General features: G+C 66.7%; 25 protein-coding genes. 14 read left to right on the forward strand and 11 right to left on the reverse strand.

Annotated elements, in window-relative coordinates:
- Positions 1 to 3: 3 nt before the first annotated feature.
- From BDD16_RS18365 to BDD16_RS18390, 6 genes are all read right to left on the reverse strand, one after another.
- The gene (locus tag BDD16_RS18365; protein ID WP_179635271.1) at positions 4 to 759 is read right to left on the reverse strand and encodes an outer membrane lipoprotein-sorting protein; all 756 of its coding nucleotides are present in this window, start codon (positions 757 to 759) and stop codon (positions 4 to 6) included.
- A 46-nt stretch (positions 760 to 805) separates the two neighbouring features.
- Positions 806 to 2,041: an FtsX-like permease family protein gene (locus tag BDD16_RS18370; RefSeq protein WP_218897866.1), complete on the reverse strand. Its 1,236-nt coding sequence runs from the start codon at positions 2,039 to 2,041 to the stop codon at positions 806 to 808.
- Entirely contained in the window at positions 2,038 to 2,724 is a 687-nt protein-coding gene (locus tag BDD16_RS18375; RefSeq protein WP_179635272.1) for an ABC transporter ATP-binding protein, read from the reverse strand. Before BDD16_RS18375 ends, BDD16_RS18370 begins: the two co-directional genes overlap by 4 nt.
- Entirely contained in the window at positions 2,721 to 3,299 is a 579-nt protein-coding gene (locus BDD16_RS18380) for a hypothetical protein (protein ID WP_179635273.1), read from the reverse strand. Before BDD16_RS18380 ends, BDD16_RS18375 begins: the two co-directional genes overlap by 4 nt.
- A gap of 134 nt (positions 3,300 to 3,433) precedes the next feature.
- A complete protein-coding gene (locus BDD16_RS18385) occupies positions 3,434 to 3,787 on the reverse strand; it encodes a heavy metal-binding domain-containing protein (protein ID WP_179635274.1) in 354 nt (117 codons plus the stop codon).
- 50 nt (positions 3,788 to 3,837) lie between these two features.
- On the reverse strand, positions 3,838 to 5,400 hold the full coding sequence (locus tag BDD16_RS18390; protein ID WP_179635275.1) for a helicase HerA-like domain-containing protein: 1,563 nt from the start codon (positions 5,398 to 5,400) through the stop codon (positions 3,838 to 3,840).
- Positions 5,401 to 5,480: 80 nt separating this feature from the next.
- On the opposite strand from BDD16_RS18390, the gene BDD16_RS18395 reads away from it, so the two are divergent.
- The 10 genes from BDD16_RS18395 to BDD16_RS18440 all read left to right on the forward strand — a co-directional run bounded on the left by BDD16_RS18395 (position 5,481) and on the right by BDD16_RS18440 (position 13,547).
- Positions 5,481 to 6,206 carry a YebC/PmpR family DNA-binding transcriptional regulator gene (locus BDD16_RS18395; protein ID WP_179635276.1) on the forward strand — a complete coding sequence of 242 codons (726 nt, stop codon included), beginning with the start codon at positions 5,481 to 5,483 and terminating at the stop codon, positions 6,204 to 6,206.
- Positions 6,207 to 6,295: 89 nt separating this feature from the next.
- Positions 6,296 to 7,591, forward strand: coding sequence for a phosphoribosylamine--glycine ligase (gene purD / locus BDD16_RS18400; protein ID WP_179635277.1), 1,296 nt, complete (start codon positions 6,296 to 6,298; stop codon positions 7,589 to 7,591).
- 17 nt (positions 7,592 to 7,608) lie between these two features.
- Positions 7,609 to 8,592, forward strand: coding sequence for an oxygen-dependent coproporphyrinogen oxidase (gene hemF / locus BDD16_RS18405; RefSeq protein WP_179635278.1), 984 nt, complete (start codon positions 7,609 to 7,611; stop codon positions 8,590 to 8,592).
- A complete protein-coding gene (gene nadD / locus BDD16_RS18410) occupies positions 8,582 to 9,217 on the forward strand; it encodes a nicotinate-nucleotide adenylyltransferase (RefSeq protein ID WP_179635279.1) in 636 nt (211 codons plus the stop codon). The genes hemF and nadD overlap by 11 nt, the downstream gene beginning before the upstream one ends.
- A 26-nt stretch (positions 9,218 to 9,243) precedes the next feature.
- Positions 9,244 to 9,918 (forward strand): ribosome silencing factor, encoded by a 675-nt coding sequence (rsfS, locus tag BDD16_RS18415; protein WP_179635280.1) that lies wholly within the window; start codon positions 9,244 to 9,246, stop codon positions 9,916 to 9,918.
- A 21-nt stretch (positions 9,919 to 9,939) separates the two neighbouring features.
- On the forward strand, positions 9,940 to 10,410 hold the full coding sequence (rlmH, locus tag BDD16_RS18420) for a 23S rRNA (pseudouridine(1915)-N(3))-methyltransferase RlmH (protein WP_179635281.1): 471 nt from the start codon (positions 9,940 to 9,942) through the stop codon (positions 10,408 to 10,410).
- A gap of 53 nt (positions 10,411 to 10,463) precedes the next feature.
- Entirely contained in the window at positions 10,464 to 11,066 is a 603-nt protein-coding gene (locus BDD16_RS18425) for a Maf family protein (protein WP_179635282.1), read from the forward strand.
- A gap of 25 nt (positions 11,067 to 11,091) precedes the next feature.
- Positions 11,092 to 12,573 carry a ribonuclease G gene (rng, locus tag BDD16_RS18430; protein ID WP_179635283.1) on the forward strand — a complete coding sequence of 494 codons (1,482 nt, stop codon included), beginning with the start codon at positions 11,092 to 11,094 and terminating at the stop codon, positions 12,571 to 12,573.
- Between the two features lie 15 nt (positions 12,574 to 12,588).
- Positions 12,589 to 12,909 carry a 4a-hydroxytetrahydrobiopterin dehydratase gene (locus BDD16_RS18435; protein WP_179635284.1) on the forward strand — a complete coding sequence of 107 codons (321 nt, stop codon included), beginning with the start codon at positions 12,589 to 12,591 and terminating at the stop codon, positions 12,907 to 12,909.
- Entirely contained in the window at positions 12,906 to 13,547 is a 642-nt protein-coding gene (locus BDD16_RS18440) for a YitT family protein (protein ID WP_179635285.1), read from the forward strand. Before BDD16_RS18435 ends, BDD16_RS18440 begins: the two co-directional genes overlap by 4 nt.
- A gap of 172 nt (positions 13,548 to 13,719) precedes the next feature.
- Here BDD16_RS18440 and BDD16_RS18445 read toward each other — a convergent pair whose 3' ends face one another.
- Positions 13,720 to 13,953 (reverse strand): hypothetical protein, encoded by a 234-nt coding sequence (locus tag BDD16_RS18445; protein WP_179631892.1) that lies wholly within the window; start codon positions 13,951 to 13,953, stop codon positions 13,720 to 13,722.
- Between BDD16_RS18445 and BDD16_RS18450 the strand changes: the two genes are divergently transcribed.
- A complete protein-coding gene (locus BDD16_RS18450) occupies positions 13,946 to 14,692 on the forward strand; it encodes a PEP-CTERM sorting domain-containing protein (RefSeq protein ID WP_218897868.1) in 747 nt (248 codons plus the stop codon). The genes BDD16_RS18445 and BDD16_RS18450 overlap by 8 nt on opposite strands.
- A gap of 150 nt (positions 14,693 to 14,842) precedes the next feature.
- Here BDD16_RS18450 and BDD16_RS18455 read toward each other — a convergent pair whose 3' ends face one another.
- Positions 14,843 to 15,046, reverse strand: coding sequence for a hypothetical protein (locus tag BDD16_RS18455; protein ID WP_179635287.1), 204 nt, complete (start codon positions 15,044 to 15,046; stop codon positions 14,843 to 14,845).
- A gap of 29 nt (positions 15,047 to 15,075) precedes the next feature.
- Here BDD16_RS18455 and BDD16_RS18460 point away from each other — a divergent pair, with 29 nt between their 5' ends.
- The gene (locus tag BDD16_RS18460) at positions 15,076 to 15,213 is read left to right on the forward strand and encodes a PIN domain-containing protein (protein WP_246332602.1); all 138 of its coding nucleotides are present in this window, start codon (positions 15,076 to 15,078) and stop codon (positions 15,211 to 15,213) included.
- Between the two features lie 82 nt (positions 15,214 to 15,295).
- Here BDD16_RS18460 and BDD16_RS18465 read toward each other — a convergent pair whose 3' ends face one another.
- From BDD16_RS18465 to BDD16_RS18475, 3 genes are all read right to left on the reverse strand, one after another.
- The gene (locus BDD16_RS18465) at positions 15,296 to 15,871 is read right to left on the reverse strand and encodes a hypothetical protein (RefSeq protein ID WP_179635288.1); all 576 of its coding nucleotides are present in this window, start codon (positions 15,869 to 15,871) and stop codon (positions 15,296 to 15,298) included.
- A 154-nt stretch (positions 15,872 to 16,025) separates the two neighbouring features.
- A complete protein-coding gene (locus tag BDD16_RS18470; RefSeq protein WP_179635289.1) occupies positions 16,026 to 17,126 on the reverse strand; it encodes a type I restriction endonuclease in 1,101 nt (366 codons plus the stop codon).
- A gap of 161 nt (positions 17,127 to 17,287) precedes the next feature.
- Positions 17,288 to 17,923 (reverse strand): TetR family transcriptional regulator, encoded by a 636-nt coding sequence (locus BDD16_RS18475; RefSeq protein ID WP_179635290.1) that lies wholly within the window; start codon positions 17,921 to 17,923, stop codon positions 17,288 to 17,290.
- Positions 17,924 to 18,016: 93 nt separating this feature from the next.
- Between BDD16_RS18475 and BDD16_RS18480 the strand changes: the two genes are divergently transcribed.
- Positions 18,017 to 19,261 carry an efflux RND transporter periplasmic adaptor subunit gene (locus tag BDD16_RS18480; RefSeq protein ID WP_179635291.1) on the forward strand — a complete coding sequence of 415 codons (1,245 nt, stop codon included), beginning with the start codon at positions 18,017 to 18,019 and terminating at the stop codon, positions 19,259 to 19,261.
- Positions 19,262 to 19,276: 15 nt separating this feature from the next.
- Complete coding sequence (locus BDD16_RS18485; protein WP_179635292.1) at positions 19,277 to 22,447, forward strand: efflux RND transporter permease subunit; 3,171 nt, start codon at positions 19,277 to 19,279, stop codon at positions 22,445 to 22,447.
- Positions 22,448 to 22,464 lie beyond the last annotated feature (17 nt).

Below are 22,464 nucleotides of genomic sequence, written 5' to 3' on the forward strand. Positions count from 1 at the left end.
CACTCACTCCAGCGTCGGGTTGCGGGCCAGCGACATCGGGTTGAACCACGACTCGGGCACCACCTTCTTCGCGCGCGACGTGTAGCGCACGCGCGTCTCGCGGCGGTGGCTGAGCTGGTCCTGCAGCACCATCTCGTCGATCTGCGTCGGCCGCTCCGCCGAGTCGGGGATGAAGCGGGCCTGCTTGGCGAGCTTGTCGGACTGCAGGTAGAGGTCGGCCTTCAGCGGCTGGTGGCGGTCGCGGCCGAGCCACAGCTCGATGCGCTGGTAGCTCACGCCCGGCCGCTGCGCCGCGAGGCTCAGGTGCCAGCACGGCGCCGTGTCGCAGCGCTCCTCGCCGACCAGCGTGGCGCGGTAGTCCTCGCTCCAGCGCAGCGTGGCGATGTCGCCGGTGGAGGCGTCGCCGAGCAGCTTCTGGCTCGGCGTGATGCGCATCGGGCGCTGCGTGCCGGGCATCATCAGCCAGAAGTCGTCGCCGACCATCAGGACTTTCTGCCCCTGCTCGGCCGGCGAGCGCATCAGCACCAGCGAGCGCCGGCCGGTGCTGGTGTGGACGGTGTAGAGGCGCTCCTTGTCGGGCGTGCCGTCGGACTTGAAGGTGTTGACGCGGGTCTCGATGACGAGTTGCTCGTCGCTGACGCGGAAGCGGTCGGCATCGGCGAGCAGGCGGGTGACATCGGGTTCGGCAGCGTGTGCGGGCAGCAGGGCGGACAGCAGCAGCGTGGCAAACAGGGCGCGGGGCGTGTGGGTCAAGGTCATGGCGTGGTTCCTCGGGGTCGTTTCACGGGCAGGTTTCATGGTCTTGTCAGACATGGGCCAGCGCCTCGACCACCGGCCGCCGCACCGTCTTGCGCGCCACCAGCGCCGAGGCCAGCATCACCAGCGCGAGCATCCCGAGCAGCGTTGCGGCGCACAGGCTCGGGTGCAGGTCGATCACCAGCGGATAGCCGACCGTGCGGCCCGGCGGCGGCGGCATCTGCACCGGGAACAGCAGCAGCCCGACTGACACCGCCACCGCGATCAGCGCGCCCAGCAGCCCGCCCGCCCCGCCGAGCACCAGCCCTTCCAGCGCGAGGCTGCGCACGAGCTGACCGGGCAGCGTGCCGAGCGCCCGCAGCGTCCCGATCTCGCGGGTCCGCTCGATGACCGCCATCGCCATCGCGTTGGTGACGACGAAGACCACGATCACGCCGATGATCAGCCCGAGCGCGCCGAAGATGCGGTTGTAGAGCGCGCGCACGCTGCGGTAGAACGGCGCCTGTTCTTCCCAGGTCCGCACGGCGAGCGTGCCGAGCGCGGGCTGCAGCCGGTCGCGAGCGGGCAGGGTCGCGTCCATCCGGTCCAGGAACACGCCCAGGCTCGACACCTTGTCGGTCACCAGCAGCGACTGCGCCGTCGCAACGTCGGTGTAGACCAGCCGCTGGTCGATTTCGGCGATGCCGGTGGTGATGACGCCGGCGACCAGCACGTCGCGGGCATTCAGCGCGCCCGCCGTCGTGCTGACCAGCAGCGTGAGTGCGCTGCCCGCGTCCGCCTTGAGGCTGCGCGCCAGGCCGGCGCCGAGCATCACGGTGTCGCGCTCCTGACCGGCGAGCACGCGGCCGGACTTGACCGTGAGGAACGGCCCCTTCACCGCGAACTCGGCGTCCGGCGCGATGCCGACCGCAGTCATCACGGTGGACTTGTCGCCGTTGCTGATCAGGCCGCTGAACTCGACCCGGGGCAGCACCTGGCGCACCTGCGGGTCGGCGAGCAACTGGCGGGTGAGGGCGTCGGCGCCGGACAGGCCGTGCTGCAGCGGCACGTCCTCGTCGCCGTCGAACTGGGCGGCGTGCGCGATGACCAAGTGGCCGGTGGTGCGGGCAGAGGATTCGGCCAGGCCGCGGTAGGTGGACTGCGCGAAGCCGCTGGCGATGAGGATGGCGGCGGTGCCGAGCGCGGCGATGGTGACGGTGACGAGCGAGCGGCGGCGGTTGCGCAGCGTGTTGAGCCACGCAAAGCGCAGCCACGGCAGCCAGGACAGCAAGGGCAGGGCGTTCATGACTGGATCACTCCGTCGAGCAGGGCGATCACGCGGTCGCAGCGGCGGGTCAGGCGGCCGTCGTGCGTGGCGATGAGGAAGGACGCGCCCTCGCGGTGGCCAAGGTCGCGCATCAGGTCGAGCATCTGCTCGGCGGTGTGCGAGTCGAGGCTGGCGGTCGGCTCGTCGGCGATGACCAGCGCGGGCCGCTTCACCAGGGCGCGGGCGATGGCGACGCGCTGGCGCTGGCCGCCGGAGAGCGCGTCGGGTCGGTGCTGCGCGTGCTCCGTCAGGCCAACCGCGTCGAGCATGGCTGCCACCCGTGTGCGGCGCTCTGCGCTGGGCAGGCCAGCGAGGAACAGCGGGTAGTCCACGTTCTCCGCGACGGTCATCACCGGGATCAGGTTGAAGCCCTGGAACACGAAGCCGATCGTGTCGCGGCGCAGCAGCGTGGCGGCGTGTTCGGCGCGCGCATCGACCGTGGCGCCGCGCAGCCGGACCTCGCCCGCGTCGGGGGCGTCGATCAGTCCAGCGAGGTTGAGGATGGTGCTCTTGCCGCTGCCGGACGGACCGGTCAGCGCGACCATCTCGCCCGCGGTCACGCGCAGGTCGACGCCTTGCAGCGCGGGAACGGTGTGCGTGCCGAGCCGGTAGGTCTTGCGCACGCCACGCAGCTCGATGACGGGTGCTGCGGGGGTGTTCATTGGGCAGCCTTCGCAGCGATCTTGCGGGCGGCCTCCTGGAAGGCTGCGGGCGTGCCGGCGTAGGCGGGGTGCTTCATCACCTCGTCGAGGAGGCGCCGGCCGCGTTCGCCGCGGTTGAACATCGACGGCAGCGCGAGGAACGTTCCCGCGGCCGTGAGCTTCGTTTCCAGCGCGAGCGGCACGCCACGCTCCAGCGCGTGGTCATGCGCCGGGCCGAGCAGCGCGAGCGCCTTGTCCAGCATCGCCAGCCCGTCCTCGGCGTGGTCGATTTTTTTCCACGGCAGCCAGGTGGTGCGGGCCTGCATCGCGGTGGCTGCGCCGGCATAGGCCAGCGTCAGCGGGTCGCCAGGCCGGGTGTGGTGCAGGGCCGTGAAGTCGTGCAGGGCAGGGGCGATGGCAGTGGCATCACCGTCGCTGGCGCGCCGGAAGAGGGCGACGGCGGTGGCCAGTTCGGCATTGGCCGAGGCGGCGGGTGGCGGGCTGCCGTGGTCGGCGGACCAGACGGGCAGGGCCAAGGCGGCCACCAGCACGAGCTGGCTGGCGATGAGGGCCTGGAACAGGTGGCGGCGTTGCATGGTGGCGGATCTCCCGGACGGGTGGCGATGACGATGGCGTCATGGTCCGGGAGCCGCGCTGCAGGTGCAGCCGGTTTGCGACGAACGGTGGCTGGACGTCGCGAACGGTCAGAAACAGGGCGTGTCGGCGGTGGTCAGGCCATCTTCACGGCCGTGCCGCTGACGGCGACCATCATCATCCCGTTGGTCTCGCCGAGCACTTCGTAGTCGAAGTCGATGCCGACGATGCCGTCGGCGCCGAGTTCCCTGGCGGCGGCCATCATGTCGTCGAGTGCGGCATCGCGCGCGCCGGACAGGGCGCGTTCATACCCGCCCGCGCGCCCGCCGACCACGTCGCGCACCGACGAGAACATGTCGCGGAAGATGTTCGCGCCGATGATGGCTTCGCCGTTGACGATGCCGAGGAAGCGGTCGACGCGGGCGCCTTCACCGGTCGGCACGACCGTGGCGAGGAAAAAGCCGTCGTCCTTCTTTGAAAACCAGCCCATGGGGTACTCCTTGGATTGAACGGTGGAAAGGTCCGTGGTGCCGACCGTGCTCAGCGCCGCTTGCTGGCGCCGCCCAGCAGCGAGCCGAGCACCCCGCGCACGATCTCGCGCCCGACCGACGAGCCGACCGTGCGCACCGCCGATTTCGCCATCGTCTGCACCAGCCCGTCGCGCTTGCCGCCGCGCGGCCCGGTGGTGCCGAACAGCAGCCCGCCCAGCGCGCCCGAGAGCATGCCGCTCAGGCCCTCGCCGCCGGCTTCCTCGGTGGCCGAGCGTGCGCCATCGGCCATCGACTGGCCGGCCTGGCTGCGCAGGTTCTCGCCCGCGTCGGCCGAGGTGGCGGCGCGGCCCTTGAGCTTCTCGTAGGCCGACTCGCGGTCCACGGTCTTCTCGTAGACACCGGCCACCAGCGAGGTCTCGCGCAGCTGCTGGCGCTGGGCGGCGCTGATCGGGCCGATCTGGCTGCCCGGCGGCAGCACGTAGACGCGCTCGGTGACGGTGGGCCGGCCCTTGGCATCGAGCAGGCTGATCAGCGCCTCGCCGACACCCATTTCCGTGATCGCGGCCGCGATGTCCAGCTTCGGGTTCGGGCGCATCGTGTCGGCGGCCGACTTGACGGCCTTCTGGTCGCGCGGCGTGAAGGCGCGCAGGGCGTGCTGCACGCGGTTGCCGAGCTGGCCGAGCACGGTCTCGGGGATGTCCAGCGGGTTCTGCGTCACGAAATACACGCCCACGCCCTTGGAGCGCACCAGGCGCACGACCAGCTCGATCCGCTCGGTCAGTGCGGCGGGGGCGTCCTTGAACAGCAGGTGGGCCTCGTCGAAGAAGAAGACCAGCTTGGGCTTGTCCAGATCGCCCACTTCGGGCAGCGTCTCGAACAGCTCCGACAGCATCCACAGCAGGAAGGTCGCGTACAGCCGCGGCGCGTTCATCAGCTTGTCGGCGGCGAGGATGTTGACGACGCCGTGGCCGTCCACCGTCTGCATGAAGTCCTCGATCGAGAGCATCGGCTCGCCGAAGAACTGGTCGCCGCCCTGGCTCTCGATCTGCATCAGGCCGCGCTGGATGGCGCCGACGGACGCCGCGCTGATGTTGCCGTATTCGGTCTGGAACTCGCTGCTGTTGTCGCCGACGTACTGCAGCATCGCGCGCAGGTCCTTCAGGTCGAGCAGCAGCAGGCCGTTGTCGTCGGCGATCTTGAACACCAGCTGCAGCACGCCCTGCTGCGTCTCGTTCAGATTGAGCATGCGCGCCAGCAGCAGCGGGCCCATGTCCGACACGGTCGCCCGTACCGGGTGGCCCTGTTCGCCGAACACGTCCCACAGCGTGGCGGGGCAGGCGTTCCACTCGGGCTCGTCCAGACCACGTTCCTTCAGGATCTGCGCCAGCTTGCCGCCGAGCTGGCCCTGCTGCGTGATGCCCGTCAGGTCGCCCTTGATGTCGGCCATGAACACCGGCACGCCGATGCGGGAGAAGCTCTCGGCGAGCTTCTGCAGCGTGATCGTCTTGCCGGTGCCGGTGGCGCCGGTGATGAGGCCGTGGCGGTTTGCCAGCGCGGGCAGCAGGTGACATTCGATGTCGCCGTGGCGGGCAAGCAGGATCGGCTCAGTCATATTTGGTTCTCCGGGTCGGGCACGCGGCGCGGCAAAAGTAAAATGGCAGTCTAACGAACTCAGCGCATCCAGGAGCATTCATGGCCGGTCATTCCAAGTGGGCCAATATCCAGCATCGAAAAGGCCGCCAGGACGAGAAGCGCGGCAAGATCTGGACCCGCATCATCCGTGAGATCACGGTCGCTGCGCGGCAAGGTGGCTCCGACATCGGCACCAACCCGCGCCTGCGGCTGGCCATCGAGAAGGCCAAGGCCGCCAACATGCCGGCGGACCGCATCAAGTACAACATCGACAAGGCCAGCGGCAACCTCGAAGGCATCAACTACGAGGAAATCCGCTACGAGGGCTACGGCATCGGGGGTGCGGCCATCATCATCGACACGATGACCGACAACCGCGTGCGCACGGTGGCCGAAGTGCGCCACGCCTTCAGCAAGTACGGCGGCAACCTGGGCACGGATGGCTCGGTGGCCTTCCAGTTCAAGCACTGCGGCCAGCTGGTGTTCGCGCCGGGCACGGACGAGGACAAGGTCATGGACGTGGCGCTGGAGTCGGGCGCCGAGGACGTCATCACCGACGAGGACGGCGCCATCGAGGTGCTGACCTCACCGCCGGACTTCGAGGCGGTCAAGGCGGCGCTCGAAGCGGCTGGCCTGGTGGCGGAAATCGCCGGCGTGACGATGCGGGCCGAGAACACGGTCGCGCTGGCAGGCGACGACGCCCAGCGCATGCAGAAGCTGCTCGACGTCATCGAGGACCTCGACGACGTGCAGGATGTCTATCACAACGCCGAACTGGGCGACTGAGCAGACGGACAAGGTAGGATTCCGAGGCGGGGACCGGATGCCAGGCGCGTCCGGGTTCAGTTTCCAGACAAGATGATGAAGAAAGTCCCATGAAAGTTCTCGTGATAGGCGGCGGTGGCCGTGAGCATGCACTGGCCTGGAAGCTGGCCCAGTCCACCCGTGTCCACAAGGTGTTCGTGGCACCTGGCAATGGCGGCACCGCGCTGGATCCGCGCATGACGAACGTGCCGATCTCGGACGTGGCCGCGCTGGCCGACTTCGCGCAGGCCGAGAAGATCGGCATGACGGTGGTCGGCCCCGAGGTGTCGCTGGCGGCGGGTGTGGTGGACGAGTTCCGCGCCCGGGGCCTGCGCATCTTCGGCCCGACGCAGGCGGCCGCGCAGCTCGAAAGCTCCAAGGCGTTTGCCAAGGACTTCATGAAGCGGCACAAGATCCCGACCGCCGCCTACGAGACCTTCAGCGACGCGGTGCAGGCCCACGCCTATGTGGACCGCATGGGCGCGCCCATCGTCATCAAGGCCGACGGTCTGGCCGCCGGCAAGGGTGTGGTCGTGGCGATGTCGCTGGAAGAAGCGCACCAGGCGGTCGACTGGATGCTGCTCGACAACAAGCTCGGCGTGCAGCACAACGCCGACGGCGCCCGCGTCGTGATCGAGGAGTTCCTCGTCGGCGAGGAGGCCAGCTTCATCGTGATGGTGGACGGCCGCAACATCCTCGCACTGGCCACCAGCCAGGACCACAAGCGCCTGCTCGACGGCGACCAAGGCCCGAACACGGGCGGCATGGGCGCGTACTCGCCCGCACCGGTCGTCACGCCGAACATCCACGCCAAGGTGATGCAGGACATCATCCGCCCGACCGTGGAAGGCATGCGCCGCGACGGCATTCCCTTCACCGGCTTCCTCTATGCCGGTCTGATGATCGACGCCAAGGGCGGCGTGAAGACGCTGGAGTTCAACACCCGCATGGGTGACCCGGAAACCCAGCCGATCATGATGCGGCTCAAGAGTGACTTCCTGCAGGTGCTGCAGCACGCCACCGACGGCACGCTCGACCAGGTCACGCTCGACTGGGACCGCCGTGTCGCGCTCGGTGTCGTGATGGCCGCGGCCGGCTATCCGCTGGACCCGAAGAAGGGCGATGCCATCCGTGGCATCCCTGCGGAAGCCGAAGACTGCAAGGTCTTCCACGCCGGCACCGCAAGCGGCCCGGCCGGCGGCGTCGTGACCAGCGGCGGACGCGTGCTCTGCGTCACCGCGCTGGGCGACTCGGTGCGCAATGCGCAGCAGCGCGCCTACGACGCCACGCAGTCGATCCAGTACGCCGGCATGCAGTACCGCCGCGACATCGGCTACCGCGCCATCAAGCGCGCGCCGCACGCCTGAGCCTGACCGGGACCGCCATGACGACCGACGACACGACGCAGCCCGATGCACTGTCCAATGCCGAGGTGCGGGCCTACCTGCTGGGCCTGCAGCAGTCGATCTGCGACGCGGTCGGCGCCGAGGACGGCCAGACGTTCATCACCGACGCCTGGGAGCGCCCGCCCGGCGGCAAGCTCGCTGGCGCGGGCATCACCCGGCTGATCGAGAACGGCGGCCTGCTGGAGCGCGGCGGCTGCGCGTTCTCGCAGGTGCGTGGCACGGCGTTGCCTCCGTCCGCGACACAGCACCGGCCGGAACTCGCCGGTGCGCCGTTCGAGGCGATGGGCGTGTCGCTGGTCTTCCATCCGCGCAACCCGTACGTCCCGACCGTGCACATGAACGTGCGCATGCTCTCGGCCACGCCCACCGAAGGGCCGCTCGCCGGGCAGACCGTGCGCTGGTTCGGCGGCGGCATGGACCTGACGCCGTACTACGGGTTCGAGGACGACGCGGTGCATTTCCACCAGGCGTGTCGCGACGCGCTCGCACCGCACGATCCGGCGCTCTATCCGCGCTTCAAGACCTGGTGCGACGAGTACTTCTTCCTGAAGCACCGCAACGAGCCGCGCGGCATCGGCGGCATCTTCTTCGACGACTTCTCGGCGCTCGGTGCGCAGGGCAGCTTCGCGATGCTGAAGGACGTGGGCGACGCGCTGCTCAAGGGCTGGCTGCCGATCGCCCGGCGCCGCCGCGACACCCCGTACGGCGAGCGCGAGCGCGACTTCCAGGCCTACCGGCGCGGCCGCTATGTCGAGTTCAACCTCGTCTGGGACCGTGGCACGCTGTTCGGGCTGCAGTCGGGCGGGCGCACCGAGTCGATCCTGATGTCGATGCCGCCGCAGGTGACCTGGCGCTACCAGTGGGCGCCCGAGCCGGGCACGCCCGAGGCGCGGCTCTACAGCGATTTCCTGCGCCCGCGCGACTGGCTGGCGCTGACCGACACCGGTGCCGATGGCCGTTGAACCCCGGCGCATCGGGCTCTACGGCGGCAGCTTCGACCCGGTGCACCAGGCGCACCGCGTGCTGGCCGACACCGCCCTGGCCCAGCTCGCGCTGGACGAGTTGCGCTGGATCCCGGTCGGTCAGCCGTGGCAGAAAACCCGTCGTCTGGCACCCGCCGAACACCGCGCCGAGATGGTCGCGCTGGCAATCAGCGACAATCCCGCTTTCGTGCTCGAAAAGTGCGAGGTCGAACGGACCGGTCCGAGCTACACGCTGGACACCGTGACCCTGCTGCAGCAGCGCGAACGGCACCCGGCCCGCTGGTTTCTGATCATCGGGCAGGACCAGCTGGCGGGCTTCTGTACCTGGCATGGCTGGGCCGAGCTGCTGCAGCGGGTGACGCTGGCGGTGGCGGGGCGCGCAGGCGTTCCGGTGCAGGCCCCGGCTGAACTATCGAACACCGGACACCGCATCGTGGCACTCGACATGCCGTCGATGTCGGTGTCTTCGACTGAATTGAGGCACCGGCTCGCCGCAGGCGAGTCGGCGACTTCACTGGCCCCCCGGATGGTGGCGCCGGTCGTGGCGCGCTATATTGATCGCCACGGGCTGTACCGAATCAACCCACCCTCTCCTCAATCCTGAATCCCCTGGAACAAGAACGGCGCTGAATGGACATCCGCAAGCTGCAACGCACCATCGTCGATGGTCTCGAAGATGTGAAGGCCCAAGACATCGTGGTCTTCAACACCGAACACCTCTCGGCGATGTTCGAGCGCGTCGTCATCGCCTCGGGCACGAGCAACCGGCAGACCAAGTCGCTCGCCGCCAGCGTGCGCGACAAGGTCAAGTCGCTCGGGGGTGACATCCTGAGCGTCGAAGGCGAAGACAACGGTGAATGGATCATCGTGGACTGCGGCGCTGCCGTGGTGCACGTCATGCAACCCGCCATCCGCCAGTACTACCACCTCGAAGAGATCTGGGGCGGCAAGCCGGTGCGCCTCAAGCTCGCCAGCGCGACGCAAGGTCTGGTCAAGGCTTCGCGCGACGAGGACGAAGACGAGGACGACGCGCCCGCCGCACCGGCCCGCAAGGCCGCGCCGCGCAAGCGTTCGTCGTCCGCAGCGGAAGCGGCGGCTGACGTGAAGAAGCCCGCCGCCAAGAAGGCACCGGCGCGCAAGACCGCCGCGACCTCGGCCACTGGCACCGTCGCCCGCAAGGCCCCGGCCCGCAAGACCGCTGCCGGCGCCGCGCAGAAGATCAAGACCGTCGTGATCAACGCGCCCGACCGCGAGCGCAAGGCCCCCGCCCGCAAGAAGGCCGCCGCGCCCAAGCGCAGCGCCTGATGCCCGTGCGGTGAGTCGCCCTTGAAGCTGCACCTCGTCGCTGTCGGCCAGAAGATGCCGGACTGGGCCGAGACGGCCTACGCGGACTACGCCAAGCGTTTTCCGCCGGACTGCCGTCTCGAACTGAAGGCCGTCAAGACCGAGCCCCGCACCAGCGGCAAGCCGGTCGAGGCGCTGATGGCCGCGGAGCGGGTGCGCATCGAGGCGGCGCTGCCCAAGGGCGTGCGCCGGGTCGTGCTCGACGAGCGCGGCACGCGGGTCACCACCGTGGCGCTGGCCGAGCGGCTGAAGGTCTGGCAGCACGACGGCCGCGACGTAGCGCTGGTCATCGGCGGGCCGGACGGACTCGACCCCGAGTTGCGCGCCAGCGCGGACGAACTGCTGCGCCTGTCCGACCTGACGCTGCCGCACGCCTTCGTGCGCGTGATGCTGGCCGAGGCGCTCTACCGGGCCTGGTCCGTCACGGTCGGACACCCCTACCACCGCGAGTGATCTCACCGCGAATGAACCCGAAGTGAGCCGGCGCTGACCGCGCCGAGACGACGATGACCCGCTGGATCTACCTCGCCTCGCAAAGCCCGCGCCGCCGCCAGTTGCTCGACCAGATCGGCGTGCGGCACGAGTTGCTGCTGCCCGGCCCGGACGAGGACGCCGAGGCGCTCGAAACCGTGCGCCCGAACGAAGCCCCGCGCGCCTACGTGCAGCGCGTGACGCTGGCCAAGCTGGACGCCGCCCGCGCCCGCCTGCAGCGCGCCGGCCTGCCCGCCGCACCCATCCTCTGCGCCGACACGACGGTCGCGCTCGGCCGCCGCATCCTGGGCAAGCCGGCCGACGCCGACGAGGCCTGCGAGATGCTCGGCGCGCTGGCCGGACACGAACACCGCGTCCTCACCGCCGTGGCGCTGGCCGATGGCGAGCGCGTGCTGCAAGGCCTCAGCGTCTCGCGCGTGCGCTTCGCGCCGGTGGACGCCGCGCACATCGCCGCCTATGTCGCCACCGGCGAGCCGATGGGCAAGGCTGGCGCGTATGCCATCCAGAGTGGCGCGGCCACCTGGGTCGAGCGGATCGCCGGCAGTTATTCGGGCATCATGGGATTGCCCCTGTTCGAGACAGCCCGTCTGCTGCGGGACGCGGGCTGGTCCCTCTGAACCCACAAGAACATTGAAAAGTCCCATGCAAGACATCTTGGTGAACTGGTCGCCGCAGGAGACGCGCGTGGCCATCGTCGAACACGGCGCGGTGCAGGAACTGCACGTCGAGCGCACGCTGGAGCGCGGCCTCGTTGGCAACATCTACGCCGGCAAGGTCGCCCGTGTGCTGCCCGGCATGCAGAGCGCCTTCATCGACATCGGGCTGGAGCGCGCGGCCTTCCTGCACGTCGCCGATGTGCAGGTCGCCGGGCAGACCGGCCGCGGTCACCACGCCGAGACGGGCACGATGCCGCCGATCGAGAAGCTGGTCTACGAAGGCCAGACGCTGGTGGTGCAGGTCATCAAGGACCCCATCGGCACCAAGGGCGCGCGGCTGTCCACGCAGGTCAGCGTGGCCGGCCGGCTGCTGGTGCACCTGCCGCAGGATGACCACATCGGCATCTCGCAGAAGATCGGCTCGCACGAGCTGCGCGAGCAGCTGCGCCAGCGCATGGGCGTGCTGGTCGGCAACCGGGAGACGGGCGGGGGAGGGGGCTTCATCCTGCGCACCAACGCCGAGGACGCGACCGACGACGAGCTGGCCGAAGACATCGCCTACCTGCGCAAGACCTGGACCACGATCCGCGCGCAGGCGCTGAAATCGCCGCCCGGCTCGCTGCTGCACGAGGACCTGAACCTCGTCCAGCGGGTGCTGCGCGATCTGGTGGACGAGCGCACGGCGACCATCCGCATCGACTCGCGCATGCAGTTCGACGCGCTGCGTTCCTTCGGCCAGCAGTTCACGCCGAGTTCGGTGAACCGCCTGCAGCACTACAAGGGCGAGCGGCCGATCTTCGACCTGTTCGGCATCGACCAGGAAATCGAGAAGGCGCTGGCCCGGCGCGTCGATCTGAAGTCGGGTGGCTACCTCGTCGTCGACCAGACCGAGGCGCTGACGACGATCGACGTCAACACTGGCGGCTATGTCGGTGCGCGCAACTTCGACGACACGATCTTCAAGACCAACCTGGAAGCGGCGCAGGCCATCGCGCGGCAGCTGCGGCTGCGCAATCTGGGCGGGATCATCATCCTCGACTTCATCGACATGACCCGCGCCGACCACCAGGAGCAGGTGGTGTCGGAGCTGCGCAAGCAGCTCGCCCGCGACCGCACCAAGATCACGATCAGCGGCTTCACGCAGCTCGGCCTGATCGAGATGACGCGCAAGCGCACCCGCGAATCGCTGGCGCACATGCTCTGCCAGCCCTGCCCGACCTGTGGCGGGCGCGGGCAGGTGAAGACGCCGCGCTCGGTCTGCTACGACATCCTGCGCGAGATCCTGCGCGAGGCGCGGCAGTTCAATCCCAAGGAATTCCGTGTCATCGCCTGCCCGTCGGTGATCGAGATGCTGCTCGACGAGGAAAGCACCCACCTGGCCGGCCTGAGCGACTTCATCGGCAAGCCGATCTCGCTGCAGGCGGAGGCGACGGTGAATCCCGAGCAGTACGACATCGTGCTGATGTGAGCGGCGGCCGGTGCCATGCAACACCAGGACCTCCTCGACCCTGACGCGCTGCGCCTCGCGCTGGCCGAACTGCCGCTGTGGACCCTGGACACGGAGCGCGGCACGCTGACCCGGCGCCTGCGCTTCGCCAGCTTCGCCGAAGCCTTCGGCTTCATGGCCGAGATCGCGCTGCACGCCGAGCGCCACGACCACCACCCCGAGTGGTTCAACGTCTACAACCGGGTCGATGTGGCGTGGACCAGCCACGACGTGCAGGGCGTGTCGGCGCGGGATGTGGTGATGGCGCGGCTGTGTGACGCGGCGGCGGCACGCCGTTTGCAAACCCCCGCCCCATGACTGTTCAAACCACTTCCTCTGCTCCCCCCGCGCTCGCCAACCCCGTCACCCCGCACTCGCTCGTCGAGGACCTCATCGCGCTGCTCAGCGGCACGGTGCTGGTCGTCCTCGGCGTGGCGATGTTCCGGCAGGCCTCGATGGTCGCGGGCGGCACCACCGGCATCGCCTTCCTGATCCACTACGCCAGCCACGTCAACTTCGGGCTGGCGCTGTTCCTCATCAACCTGCCGTTCTACTGGCTCGCCTGGCGCCACATGGGCCACGAGTTCACGCTCAAGACCTTCGCCGCGGTGGCGCTGATGTCGGCCGAGATCGAACTGCTGCCGCGGGTGCTGTCCTTCTCGACCCTGAATCCGCTATTCGCGGCGGTCGCGGGCGGGCTGCTGATCGGCACCGGGATGCTGATCCTGTTCCGCCACCGGGCGAGCATCGGCGGCATTGGCGTGGTGGCCGTGCTGCTGCAGGAGCGCAAGGGCTGGCGCGCCGGCCAGGTGCAGATGACGATCGACTGCTGCATCCTCTCGGCAGCGCTCTTTGTCGTGCCGCTGCCGCAAGTGCTGCTGTCGGTGCTGGGGGCGCTGACGCTGAACCTGGTGCTGGCGATGAACCACCGGCCGGGGCGCTACGTGGCGCGCTGAATGTGCGCGGGCCGGCAGCAATGTCGGTGAATATTTACCTTGTTATTCCAGTTTTCAAGAGGCTGGAATCGCCTGTCTGCGTATTGTTGATTTTCTTGTCAATATATTGATGGCTGTCGCGGCTCCGGATGGTTTGACATTTGACGGGTTCCATATTTGAGCCACCCCGCATTCAAGGGGGGTCCGGCATGCGTGGTATGTAAAAAATAGAAAACACGGCGATACTTGCGCACATCGGGTCAGCAATGAATTTTCCCGGATGCCTGTAACGGGTATCCGCTGGATGATTTCGTCCGATGATCTGAATATGATCAGACCACTCCGGTGGATTATTTTCAGATGGTGTCGAATAAATCGTTGATATAGGGGTGAAAATGAAATCAATCAATCGTTCGGCGTTGTCCATTGCGGTGACGCTGCTGGTTTCCGTCACGGCGGCACAGGCCCAGGTGGTCCGGATCGACGAAGCTGCATTCAATGCGCAGGCTGGTCTGATCACCTTCTCCGAAAAGGCACTGGGGTCCGTGAATCCGGTCTACACGGCGGCCGAATACGGCGGCAGCGTCGGGGCGCCCACCGTGTCGTTCGGTGGATTTTTCACCGGGCAGTCGCTCGGTACGGCGCTGACCTGCCCGACCGGCGCAGCCGTGACTGGCTGCGTGAACGGGTTGCCCACGGGCGTTCTGTCGCTGAGCGGTCTGTCGCCGCTGACGTCGATCGTCTCGGACAGTGCGAACCCGACGAGTCCGGTGCTGTCCGGAACGCCGCTGTTCAATGGTCCGGTATCGATCCTGTTCGACCGTGACATGGCCGGCGTGGGCCTGGATGGTGGATATTTCGATTCCATCGGCGGCACCGCGATTACCGCGTTCGCACGGGATGGCTCCGTGATCGGCTCGGTCTCCAACACGACGACGGGCATCGAGTTTCTCGGCCTGGTCACGGCGGATGGCAGCCAGCGCATTGCCGGCCTGCAATACACGCTGGTTGGCGCCGAGCCGGCCGGCTTCGCCATCGACAATCTCCGATTCGGTCTGGCCGGTCAGGTGGTCGTGCCGGTGCCGGAGCCGGAGTCCTACGCCATGATGGTTGCTGGACTGGGTGTGCTGGGCATGGTGGCCCGCCGCCGCCGGCGTCAGGGCTGATTCCTGCTGCGGTGTGCGCCACTGTCCAGTGGCGCTGCAACCAGCATATTGGGCCGGCGGATTTTCGGATCCGACCGGCCTTTTGCATGGAATCCGGAGATTCTCATTTCAATGCTGGCGTGCCGTGAATTGTTCGAATGCCTTGCAGCGCTAGAACCTGACGAAGTACGGCACGGCCGTGATGGCCGCGCCAGTCAGCGCCAATAGCACCGTGTTCGGGATGAAGTACGGAATGACCATCAGCACCAGGCCGCACAGGAAGGGAGCGATGGCGCGCTGCTTCTTGCCATAGAGGAAGTAGCCGAAGCCGATCGAGCCGAACAGGACGCCCCACAGGAGTTGTGCTGTCGTCATGAGGGGGCAACCTGCTCGACACGAATGTGGTGTCCGAGTTGCGCCGGCCGCGCCCGCACGGCGGCGCGGTGGCTTGGCTGGAATCGCTGGACGACAGCCAGTTGTATTTGTCCGCCGTGACGCTCGGCGAGATGGAGGTTTTCAATCCGTTTGTGGCCGCTGGATGACTGATCGAGGCGACGCTTCAGCTTCCGCGCGCTATCACTTGGCCAATCGACTTGGCCTACCGCGAATCCGTTGCGGTTCGAGTCATCTGCGGGCTGGCCTTGTGTCCATGTTCCCAGCGACCGTCTCAAGTCGAATGGTGTGGCCAACAATCTGCCGGTCAACTGAGTAAAACTCCAGCGGAGACGTTGCTTCCTTCGACTCGGTATTGAGTCGAAAGAGCTTTCCAGGGCCGCGCCAACCAATACCTTTTGTCATCGTGACTCGGTAGCGTCCGAAGGGCATTTCAATTTTTGCTGTTTCGCGCCCGCGGACAGGAATCATGGCAACGGGGGCCTTCGATTCCCAGTCATCGAGGTGTACCACGTACTGAACCTGTCCGTCTGACGGAGCGATGATCGTGAGTGGTGCAACAGTTTCGGAAGTGCGTTCAATGAACCAATGAACTTGTCCAGTCTCTGGAAATGGCAGATCCCGCTTTGATTCGAGAAGCAGTTTTGTGACGAGGAAAGCGCCGACGAACAGCGCAATCCAGGCAAGCCATGGGAACCAGCCTGATTTGCTGGTGCGAATCCGAAATCGGGAGGCTGATGGCCGACGGGCTTTCGCGGCTGCGTTTCGGTGGTGATCGTGGTACCAGTCTCGGTCGTGGATGCCCATGGCGATTCAAGTGGTGCGGTGAACGATTGAGGTACGATTCGCGGTATCGGGCGTTTAAGCAATTCCGGAGAAGTTCTTTACCTAAGCCGGTAGGGAGATATCAATGACTTGACTGACTTTTTGAGGTAAAGAACTTCTATGAGGCTGCTTATCGTTATGATTTTGAGATGTAGGCGCCAATAATGCCTTTGATTTTTTCGGCGTAGTTGTGTATGTCGTCAGGGGATTCTATGGTTACTATTTCTTCCTCTTTTTTGTCGGTAAATAAACCTAGGCGCAGCTTTTCTTGATTGTTGAACCGCAGCCTGCAAATTGGCTTCCGATTGTTGTCGTCAAGTAAAATTGCGCAGTAGCTCTGCGCGTCTCGCATGGATACACGTTTTGCTGGGACCAACTCCCTGACAATAGAGCGAACTATATAAAAGCCTTCTAACTCTTCCGGAGAAGTTACTACTTGAGCCTCTGATTTGACCGGTGCAATCGGATTTTCTTGCGACAGCGCCAACGTGACGGAGACAGGGTCTGGTATTGAAATAGACTCAGGCGCCATAGCCCCTTTTAGTCGATCATTGATTCGCTCACTTATTAGCTGCTCAAATGCGCGACGAGTTATTTGTGTAAATTGATCGCGTATAGCTGGAGTGAATCGACGTCCACCGAGTAAATCCGATGAAACCATTCGTACCAGATCTTCGGTTGGATTGAGTATTAATTCTGCTAAGCGAGTTTGAATGGCGCGAGTGTATTTCAGCTCATTTGCGGTTGTTAAGATGGTGTCCAAGTCGAACGCAATTTTTGCGAACTTCTTCAGTTCTTCGATATCCCGATCTTTGAAGTCAAGGATATTGAACTCAAAGAATGGCTTCTCATCCATCTTGTTTGGCTTTTCCAGATCAGTGAAGAACTGATAGGTAATACCATTTGTCAAAACGCCGAACCTGGCCTCGGTGACATGAAAATAACGGAAGAGCTGCCCGGCATGGTTGATGTTTAGTTCGGCGCCGGCTTTTTTGCACTCGAAGAGGATAATTGGCTTCCCGTCCCGAAGAATGGCGTAATCAACTTTCTCTCCTTTTTTTGTGCCTACGTCAGCAACCAATTCAGGCGTGACTTCGAGTGGATCAAAGACGTTGTACCCAAGTATCTGGATCAACGGCATAATCATTGCATTTTTTGTTGCCTCCTCTGTTTGAATTATTGTTCTTGTATTTGTGATGCGGGTGGCAAGAACGCGAATTTGATCTATGAAATCCATGTTATTCCTTGGGATTGCAGCGAGGTTGGTATTATTTTTTGATAATTTCCGCTCAACAATTGAACGGATTTGTCAGAATAGTGTGTCGATTGTCTACAGTCCATACTGCACTAATGATGCTTGCGGCAATATTTCACACTTGCGACTAATCTGAGAAATACTTACACCTTACTCTCGTCCTGCCGCAACCCCCGCAGAAACACCTCAATCCCCCCCCGGTAGCCTTCGACATCCCCAGCCTCGATCGGCAGCAGCGTCGCCCGCGACAGCAGCCCGTCGATCAGCGCGATGAAGCCGATCGACGCCGACCGCGCGCTGATTGCCGCATCCAGCAGACCGCGCGCCTGACCCGCGGCAATGAGCCGCTCGGCCCGCGACCTGAATTCCTCCATCGCGGCCATGTGCCGCTCCAGCGCCGGGCGCATCTCGTCGCTGTATTCGGTGCAGTGGATGGCGATGGTGAAGACACGCCGCGTGCGCGCGTCGTCCAGCATCCGCGCAATCGGTACCCACGCGAAATCACGCAGCGCCTCCACCGGGTCCGTGTCTTGCGTGAGGCCCAGGGCCTGCGCGTCGTGCGCTTCCTCGCAGGGCAGGCGGACCCGCTCCATCATCGCGTTGAAGACCTCGACCTTGTCCTTGAAGTGCCAGTAGATGGCGCCCCGCGTCAGGCCGGCCTCGTCCGCGATGCGCTGCAGCGAGGTGCGCGCCACGCCCTCGCGCAGGAACACGACCTCGGCCGTGTCCAGCAGGTGCTCGCGGGTGATGGCGGCTTCTTCCTTCGTGCGTCGTACCACTGTGTTCACGCTCCTGACTACATACATTCGTGATTGTATGTAAGATGGCAGCCATCGTTCCCGATTCAAGCGTTCCCTTGGGAAAACACTGACATGCATCACAGACTCGACTCAACTTCGGTGCGCCGCACCACCGCCGGACTGGCCACGCTGGCCCTGGCGGCGGCGCTGGTGGCGTGTGGCGGCGGTTCGTCACCTTCGGGCGCTGCGCCCGGCGGTGGTGGTGCGCCCGCGGGCGGACCCGGGGCCGGCAAGCCGCCGCCGCCCGCCGTCGGCGTGATCACCGCGCAGCCGCAGGCGGTCGCGATCCGCGCCGAGCTGCCGGGCCGCCTCGAAGCCTGGCGCACCGCGCAGGTGCGGGCCCGCGTCGCCGGCATCGTCCAGCAGCGCCTGTTCACCGAAGGCGCCGAGGTCAAGGCCGGCCAGTCGCTCTACCAGCTGGACGCCGCGCCTTACCGCGCCACGCTCGACAGCGCCACCGCCGCCCAGGCCAAGGCCGAAGCCAACCTCGCGCAGGCCCAGGCCACGCTGACGCGCAACGAGCCGCTGGTCGCCGCCAAGGCCATCAGCCAGACCGAATGGGTCGCCGCACAGACGGCGGTGAAGCAGGCGCAGGCCGATGTCGCCACCGCCAAGGCCGCCGTGCAGACCGCGAAGCTCAATGTCGATTACGCCGCCGTGCGCGCGCCGATCGCGGGCCGCATCGGCCGCGCCCTCGTCACCGAAGGCGCGCTGGTCGGGCAGGGCGAGGCGACCCAGATGGCGCTGATCCAGCAGGTGGACCGCCTGTACGTGAACTTCACGCAGTCGGCGTCCGAGGCGCTGCGCCTGCGCCGCGCCTACGAGTCCGGCCAGTTCAAGCGGGCGGGCGGGGCGGGCGCCGAGGTGCGGCTGGTGATGGAAGACGGCACCGAATACACCCATCCCGGCAAGCTGCTGTTTTCCGACCTGACGGTCGACGCCACGTCCGGCCAGGTCACGCTGCGCGCCGAAGTGCCGAACCCGGAAGGCGTGCTGCTGCCGGGCCTGTACGTGAAGGTGCGGCTCGCGCAGGCCGAGGCCGCGCAGGGCGTGCTGGTGCCGCAGCAGGCGGTCACGCGCGGCACGGCCGGTGACAGCGTGATGGTGGTCGGCGAAGGCAACATGCCCGCGCCGCGGCCGGTGAAGATCGGCGGCGCCAATGGCGCGGACTGGGTCGTGCTGGACGGGCTGAAGCCGGGCGAGCAGGTCATCGTCGACGGCTTCCAGAAGATGCGCCCGAAGACGCCGGTCACGCCGGTGCCCTGGGCGCCGATGGGTAGCGCCGCGCCGGCTGCAGCCTCGGCCGCCAGTCGCTGAGCCGGAGGCCCACGCATGTCCTCCAAGTTCTTCATCGACCGGCCGATCTTCGCCTGGGTGATCGCGCTGTTCATCGTCGTGCTCGGCACGGCGGCGATCACCAAGCTGCCCGTGTCGCAATACCCGACGGTGGCCCCTCCGTCCATCGTCATCACCACCGCCTACCCGGGCGCCTCGGCGCAGGTGCTCGAATCGAGCGTGCTCGCCGTCATCGAGCAGGAGCTGAATGGCGCGCCGAACCTCATCTACATGGAGTCCAGCGCCGACGCCAACGGCGGCGGCCAGATCACCGTGACCTTCGAGCCGGGCACCGATGTCGCCATCGCCCAGATCGAGGTGCAGAACCGCCTGAGCCGCGCCACGCCGCGGCTGCCGTCCGCCGTGACGCAGCAGGGCGTGCGCGTCGACAAGGCGCGCTCGAACTTCCTGCTGTTCGTGATGCTCACGTCCAAGAACCCGGCCTATGACCCGGTGGCGCTGGGCGACTACGCGGCGCGCAACATCCAGCCCGAGCTGCTGCGGGTGCCGGGTGTCGGCCAGGCGCAGCTCTTCGGCACCGAGCGGGCGATGCGCGTCTGGATCGATCCGGGCAAGCTCGTCGGCCTGGGCCTGACGCCCGCGGACGTGACCAGCGCGATCCGCGCGCAGAACCTGCAGGTCTCGGCCGGCACGGTCGGCGGCCTGCCGAATCTGGCGACGCAGACCAACTTCGCCACCGTCACCGTCGGCGGCCAGCTGACCACGGTAGCCGAGTTCGGCCAGGTCATCGTGCGCGCCAACGCCGATGGCTCGACCGTGCGGCTCAAGGACGTCGCCCGCATCGAGCTGGGTGGCCAGACCTACGCCAGCTCCTCGCGCCTGAACGGCGTCACCGCCACCGGCATCGGCGTGCAGCTCGCCCCCAGCGGCAACGCGCTGGCCACCGCCAAGGCGATCAAGGCCCGCATGGCCGAGCTGTCCGCCTTCTTCCCGGAGGGCGTCAGCTACGAGGTGCCCTACGACAGCTCGAAGTTCGTCTCGATCTCGATCGAGCAGGTGATCAAGACGCTGATCGAGGCGGTCGCGCTGGTGTTCCTGGTGATGCTGCTGTTCCTGCAGAACATCCGCTACACGCTGATCCCGACCATCGTGGTGCCGGTGGCGCTGCTGGGCACCTTCGCGGTGATGCTGGTGGCGGGCTTCTCGATCAACGTGCTGACGCTGTTCGGCATGGTGCTGGCGATCGGCATCCTGGTGGACGACGCCATCGTCGTGGTGGAAAACGTCGAGCGCCTGATGGCCGAGGAAGGCCTGAGCCCGGTCGAAGCGACGCGCAAGGCGATGGGCCAGATCACGGGCGCCATCATCGGCATCACCGTGGTGCTGGTGTCGGTGTTCGTGCCGATGGCGTTCTTCGCCGGCTCGGTGGGCAACATCTACCGGCAGTTCTCGCTGTCGATGGTGGCGTCGATGCTGTTCTCGGCGCTGCTGGCGCTGACGCTGACGCCCGCGCTGTGCGCCACGCTGCTCAAGCCGGTCGATCCGGGCCACCACGAGAAGCGCGGCTTCTTCGGCTGGTTCAACCGCGGCTTCAAGCGCACGACGCACGGCTACGAGGGCCTGGTCGCCCGCATCATCCGCAAGGCGGGGCGCTATCTGGTGATCTACGCGGCGGTGCTGGCGGCGGTGGGCTTCATGTACACCAAGCTGCCGACCTCCTTCCTGCCGAACGAGGACCAGGGCTACCTGATCGTCAACGTCCAGCTGCCGCCGGGCGCCACGCTCAGCCGCACCGAGGCAGTGATGCAGCAGGTCGAAGGGTTCTTCCTGAAGCAGCCGGAGGTGGACAAGGTCGTGGGCGTGCTGGGCTTCAGCTTCTCGGGCTCGGGCCAGAACGCGGCCCTCGCCTTCGTGCCGCTGAAGGACTGGAGCGAGCGCCAGGGGCCGCAGCACTCGGCGCAGGCCGTGGCGGGGCGGGCCTTCGGGGCGCTGATGGGGGTGCGCGATGCCTTCATCTTCCCGCTCAGCCCGCCGCCGATCCCGGAGCTGGGCAACGCGACCGGCTTCACCTTCCGCCTGCAGGACCGCACCGGCCAGGGCCACGACGCGCTGCTCGCCGCCCGCAACCAGTTGCTGGGCATGGCGGGCCAGAGCAAGGTGCTGGCCGGCGTGCGCCCGGACGGGCTGGAAGACGCGCCGCAGCTGCGCCTGGAGATCGACCGCGAGCGCGCGGCGGCGCAGGGCGTCTCCTACGACAGCATCGCCAGTGTGCTGGCGACGGCCTTCGGCTCGACCTACGTCAACGACTTCCCGAACCAGGGTCGCCTGCAGCGGGTCATCGTCCAGGCGGAAGCCGCGGCGCGGATGCAGCCGGAGGATCTGCTGAAGCTCTACGTGCCGAACAGCAAGGGCCAGCAGGTGCCGATCTCGGCGTTCGCCACCACGCGCTGGGTGACCGGCCCGGTGCAGATGGTGCGCTACAACGGCTATCCGGCGATGAAGATCTCCGGCGACGCCGCCAAGGGCGCCAGCACCGGCGACGCGATGCTGGAGATGGAGCGCCTGGCCAGCCAGCTGCCGCCGGGCTTCGGCTTCGAGTGGACCGGCCAGTCGCGGGAGGAAAAGCTCTCCGGCTCGCAGGCGATGGTGCTGCTGGCGTTCTCGATGCTGGCGGTGTTCCTGTGCCTGGCAGCGCTGTATGAAAGCTGGAGCATCCCGGTGGCCGTGCTGCTGGTGGTGCCGCTGGGGATCCTGGGGGCGCTGTCGGGCGTGTGGCTGCGCGACATGCCCAACGACGTCTACTTCAAGGTCGGCCTGATCACCATCATCGGCCTGTCGGCGAAGAACGCGATCCTGATCATCGAGTTCGCCAAGGACCTGCAGGCCGAAGGCAAGGGCCTGCTGGAGGCGACGCTGGAGGCCTGTCACCTGCGCTTCCGGCCGATCATCATGACCTCGTTCGCCTTCATCCTCGGCGTGCTGCCGCTGGCGATCGCCTCGGGCGCGGGCTCGGCCAGCCAGCGCGCCATCGGCACCGGCGTGATGGGTGGCATGGTCACCGCGACGGTGCTGGCGGTGTTCTTCGTGCCGGTGTTCTACGTCGTCGTGCGCAAGATCTTCCCCGGCGGCCATGTGGCCCCGCACAGCACGGCGCTGTCGTCCCCGAGCACGGATTCGGTGGCGGAGCTGCTGAAGGACAAGTCATGAGCGTCGTGAGCCAGACC

Source organism: Sphaerotilus montanus (assembly GCF_013410775.1).
Classification (GTDB): domain Bacteria; phylum Pseudomonadota; class Gammaproteobacteria; order Burkholderiales; family Burkholderiaceae_C; genus Sphaerotilus; species Sphaerotilus montanus.

Bases quoted from the DNA above. Each gene is read 5' to 3' on its own strand.
- BDD16_RS18365 (WP_179635271.1), bottom strand. From the start codon at position 759: ATGACCTTGACCCACACGCCCCGCGCCCTGTTTGCCACGCTGCTGCTG.
- BDD16_RS18370 (WP_218897866.1), bottom strand. From the start codon at position 2,041: ATGAACGCCCTGCCCTTGCTGTCCTGGCTGCCGTGGCTGCGCTTTGCG.
- BDD16_RS18375 (WP_179635272.1), bottom strand. From the start codon at position 2,724: ATGAACACCCCCGCAGCACCCGTCATCGAGCTGCGTGGCGTGCGCAAG.
- BDD16_RS18380 (WP_179635273.1), bottom strand. From the start codon at position 3,299: ATGCAACGCCGCCACCTGTTCCAGGCCCTCATCGCCAGCCAGCTCGTG.
- BDD16_RS18385 (WP_179635274.1), bottom strand. From the start codon at position 3,787: ATGGGCTGGTTTTCAAAGAAGGACGACGGCTTTTTCCTCGCCACGGTC.
- BDD16_RS18390 (WP_179635275.1), bottom strand. From the start codon at position 5,400: ATGACTGAGCCGATCCTGCTTGCCCGCCACGGCGACATCGAATGTCAC.
- BDD16_RS18395 (WP_179635276.1), top strand. From the start codon at position 5,481: ATGGCCGGTCATTCCAAGTGGGCCAATATCCAGCATCGAAAAGGCCGC.
- purD (WP_179635277.1), top strand. From the start codon at position 6,296: ATGAAAGTTCTCGTGATAGGCGGCGGTGGCCGTGAGCATGCACTGGCC.
- hemF (WP_179635278.1), top strand. From the start codon at position 7,609: ATGACGACCGACGACACGACGCAGCCCGATGCACTGTCCAATGCCGAG.
- nadD (WP_179635279.1), top strand. From the start codon at position 8,582: ATGGCCGTTGAACCCCGGCGCATCGGGCTCTACGGCGGCAGCTTCGAC.
- rsfS (WP_179635280.1), top strand. From the start codon at position 9,244: ATGGACATCCGCAAGCTGCAACGCACCATCGTCGATGGTCTCGAAGAT.
- BDD16_RS18425 (WP_179635282.1), top strand. From the start codon at position 10,464: ATGACCCGCTGGATCTACCTCGCCTCGCAAAGCCCGCGCCGCCGCCAG.
- rng (WP_179635283.1), top strand. From the start codon at position 11,092: ATGCAAGACATCTTGGTGAACTGGTCGCCGCAGGAGACGCGCGTGGCC.
- BDD16_RS18435 (WP_179635284.1), top strand. From the start codon at position 12,589: ATGCAACACCAGGACCTCCTCGACCCTGACGCGCTGCGCCTCGCGCTG.
- BDD16_RS18440 (WP_179635285.1), top strand. From the start codon at position 12,906: ATGACTGTTCAAACCACTTCCTCTGCTCCCCCCGCGCTCGCCAACCCC.
- BDD16_RS18445 (WP_179631892.1), bottom strand. From the start codon at position 13,953: ATGGACAACGCCGAACGATTGATTGATTTCATTTTCACCCCTATATCA.
- BDD16_RS18455 (WP_179635287.1), bottom strand. From the start codon at position 15,046: ATGACGACAGCACAACTCCTGTGGGGCGTCCTGTTCGGCTCGATCGGC.
- BDD16_RS18465 (WP_179635288.1), bottom strand. From the start codon at position 15,871: ATGGGCATCCACGACCGAGACTGGTACCACGATCACCACCGAAACGCA.
- BDD16_RS18470 (WP_179635289.1), bottom strand. From the start codon at position 17,126: ATGGATTTCATAGATCAAATTCGCGTTCTTGCCACCCGCATCACAAAT.
- BDD16_RS18480 (WP_179635291.1), top strand. From the start codon at position 18,017: ATGCATCACAGACTCGACTCAACTTCGGTGCGCCGCACCACCGCCGGA.
- BDD16_RS18485 (WP_179635292.1), top strand. From the start codon at position 19,277: ATGTCCTCCAAGTTCTTCATCGACCGGCCGATCTTCGCCTGGGTGATC.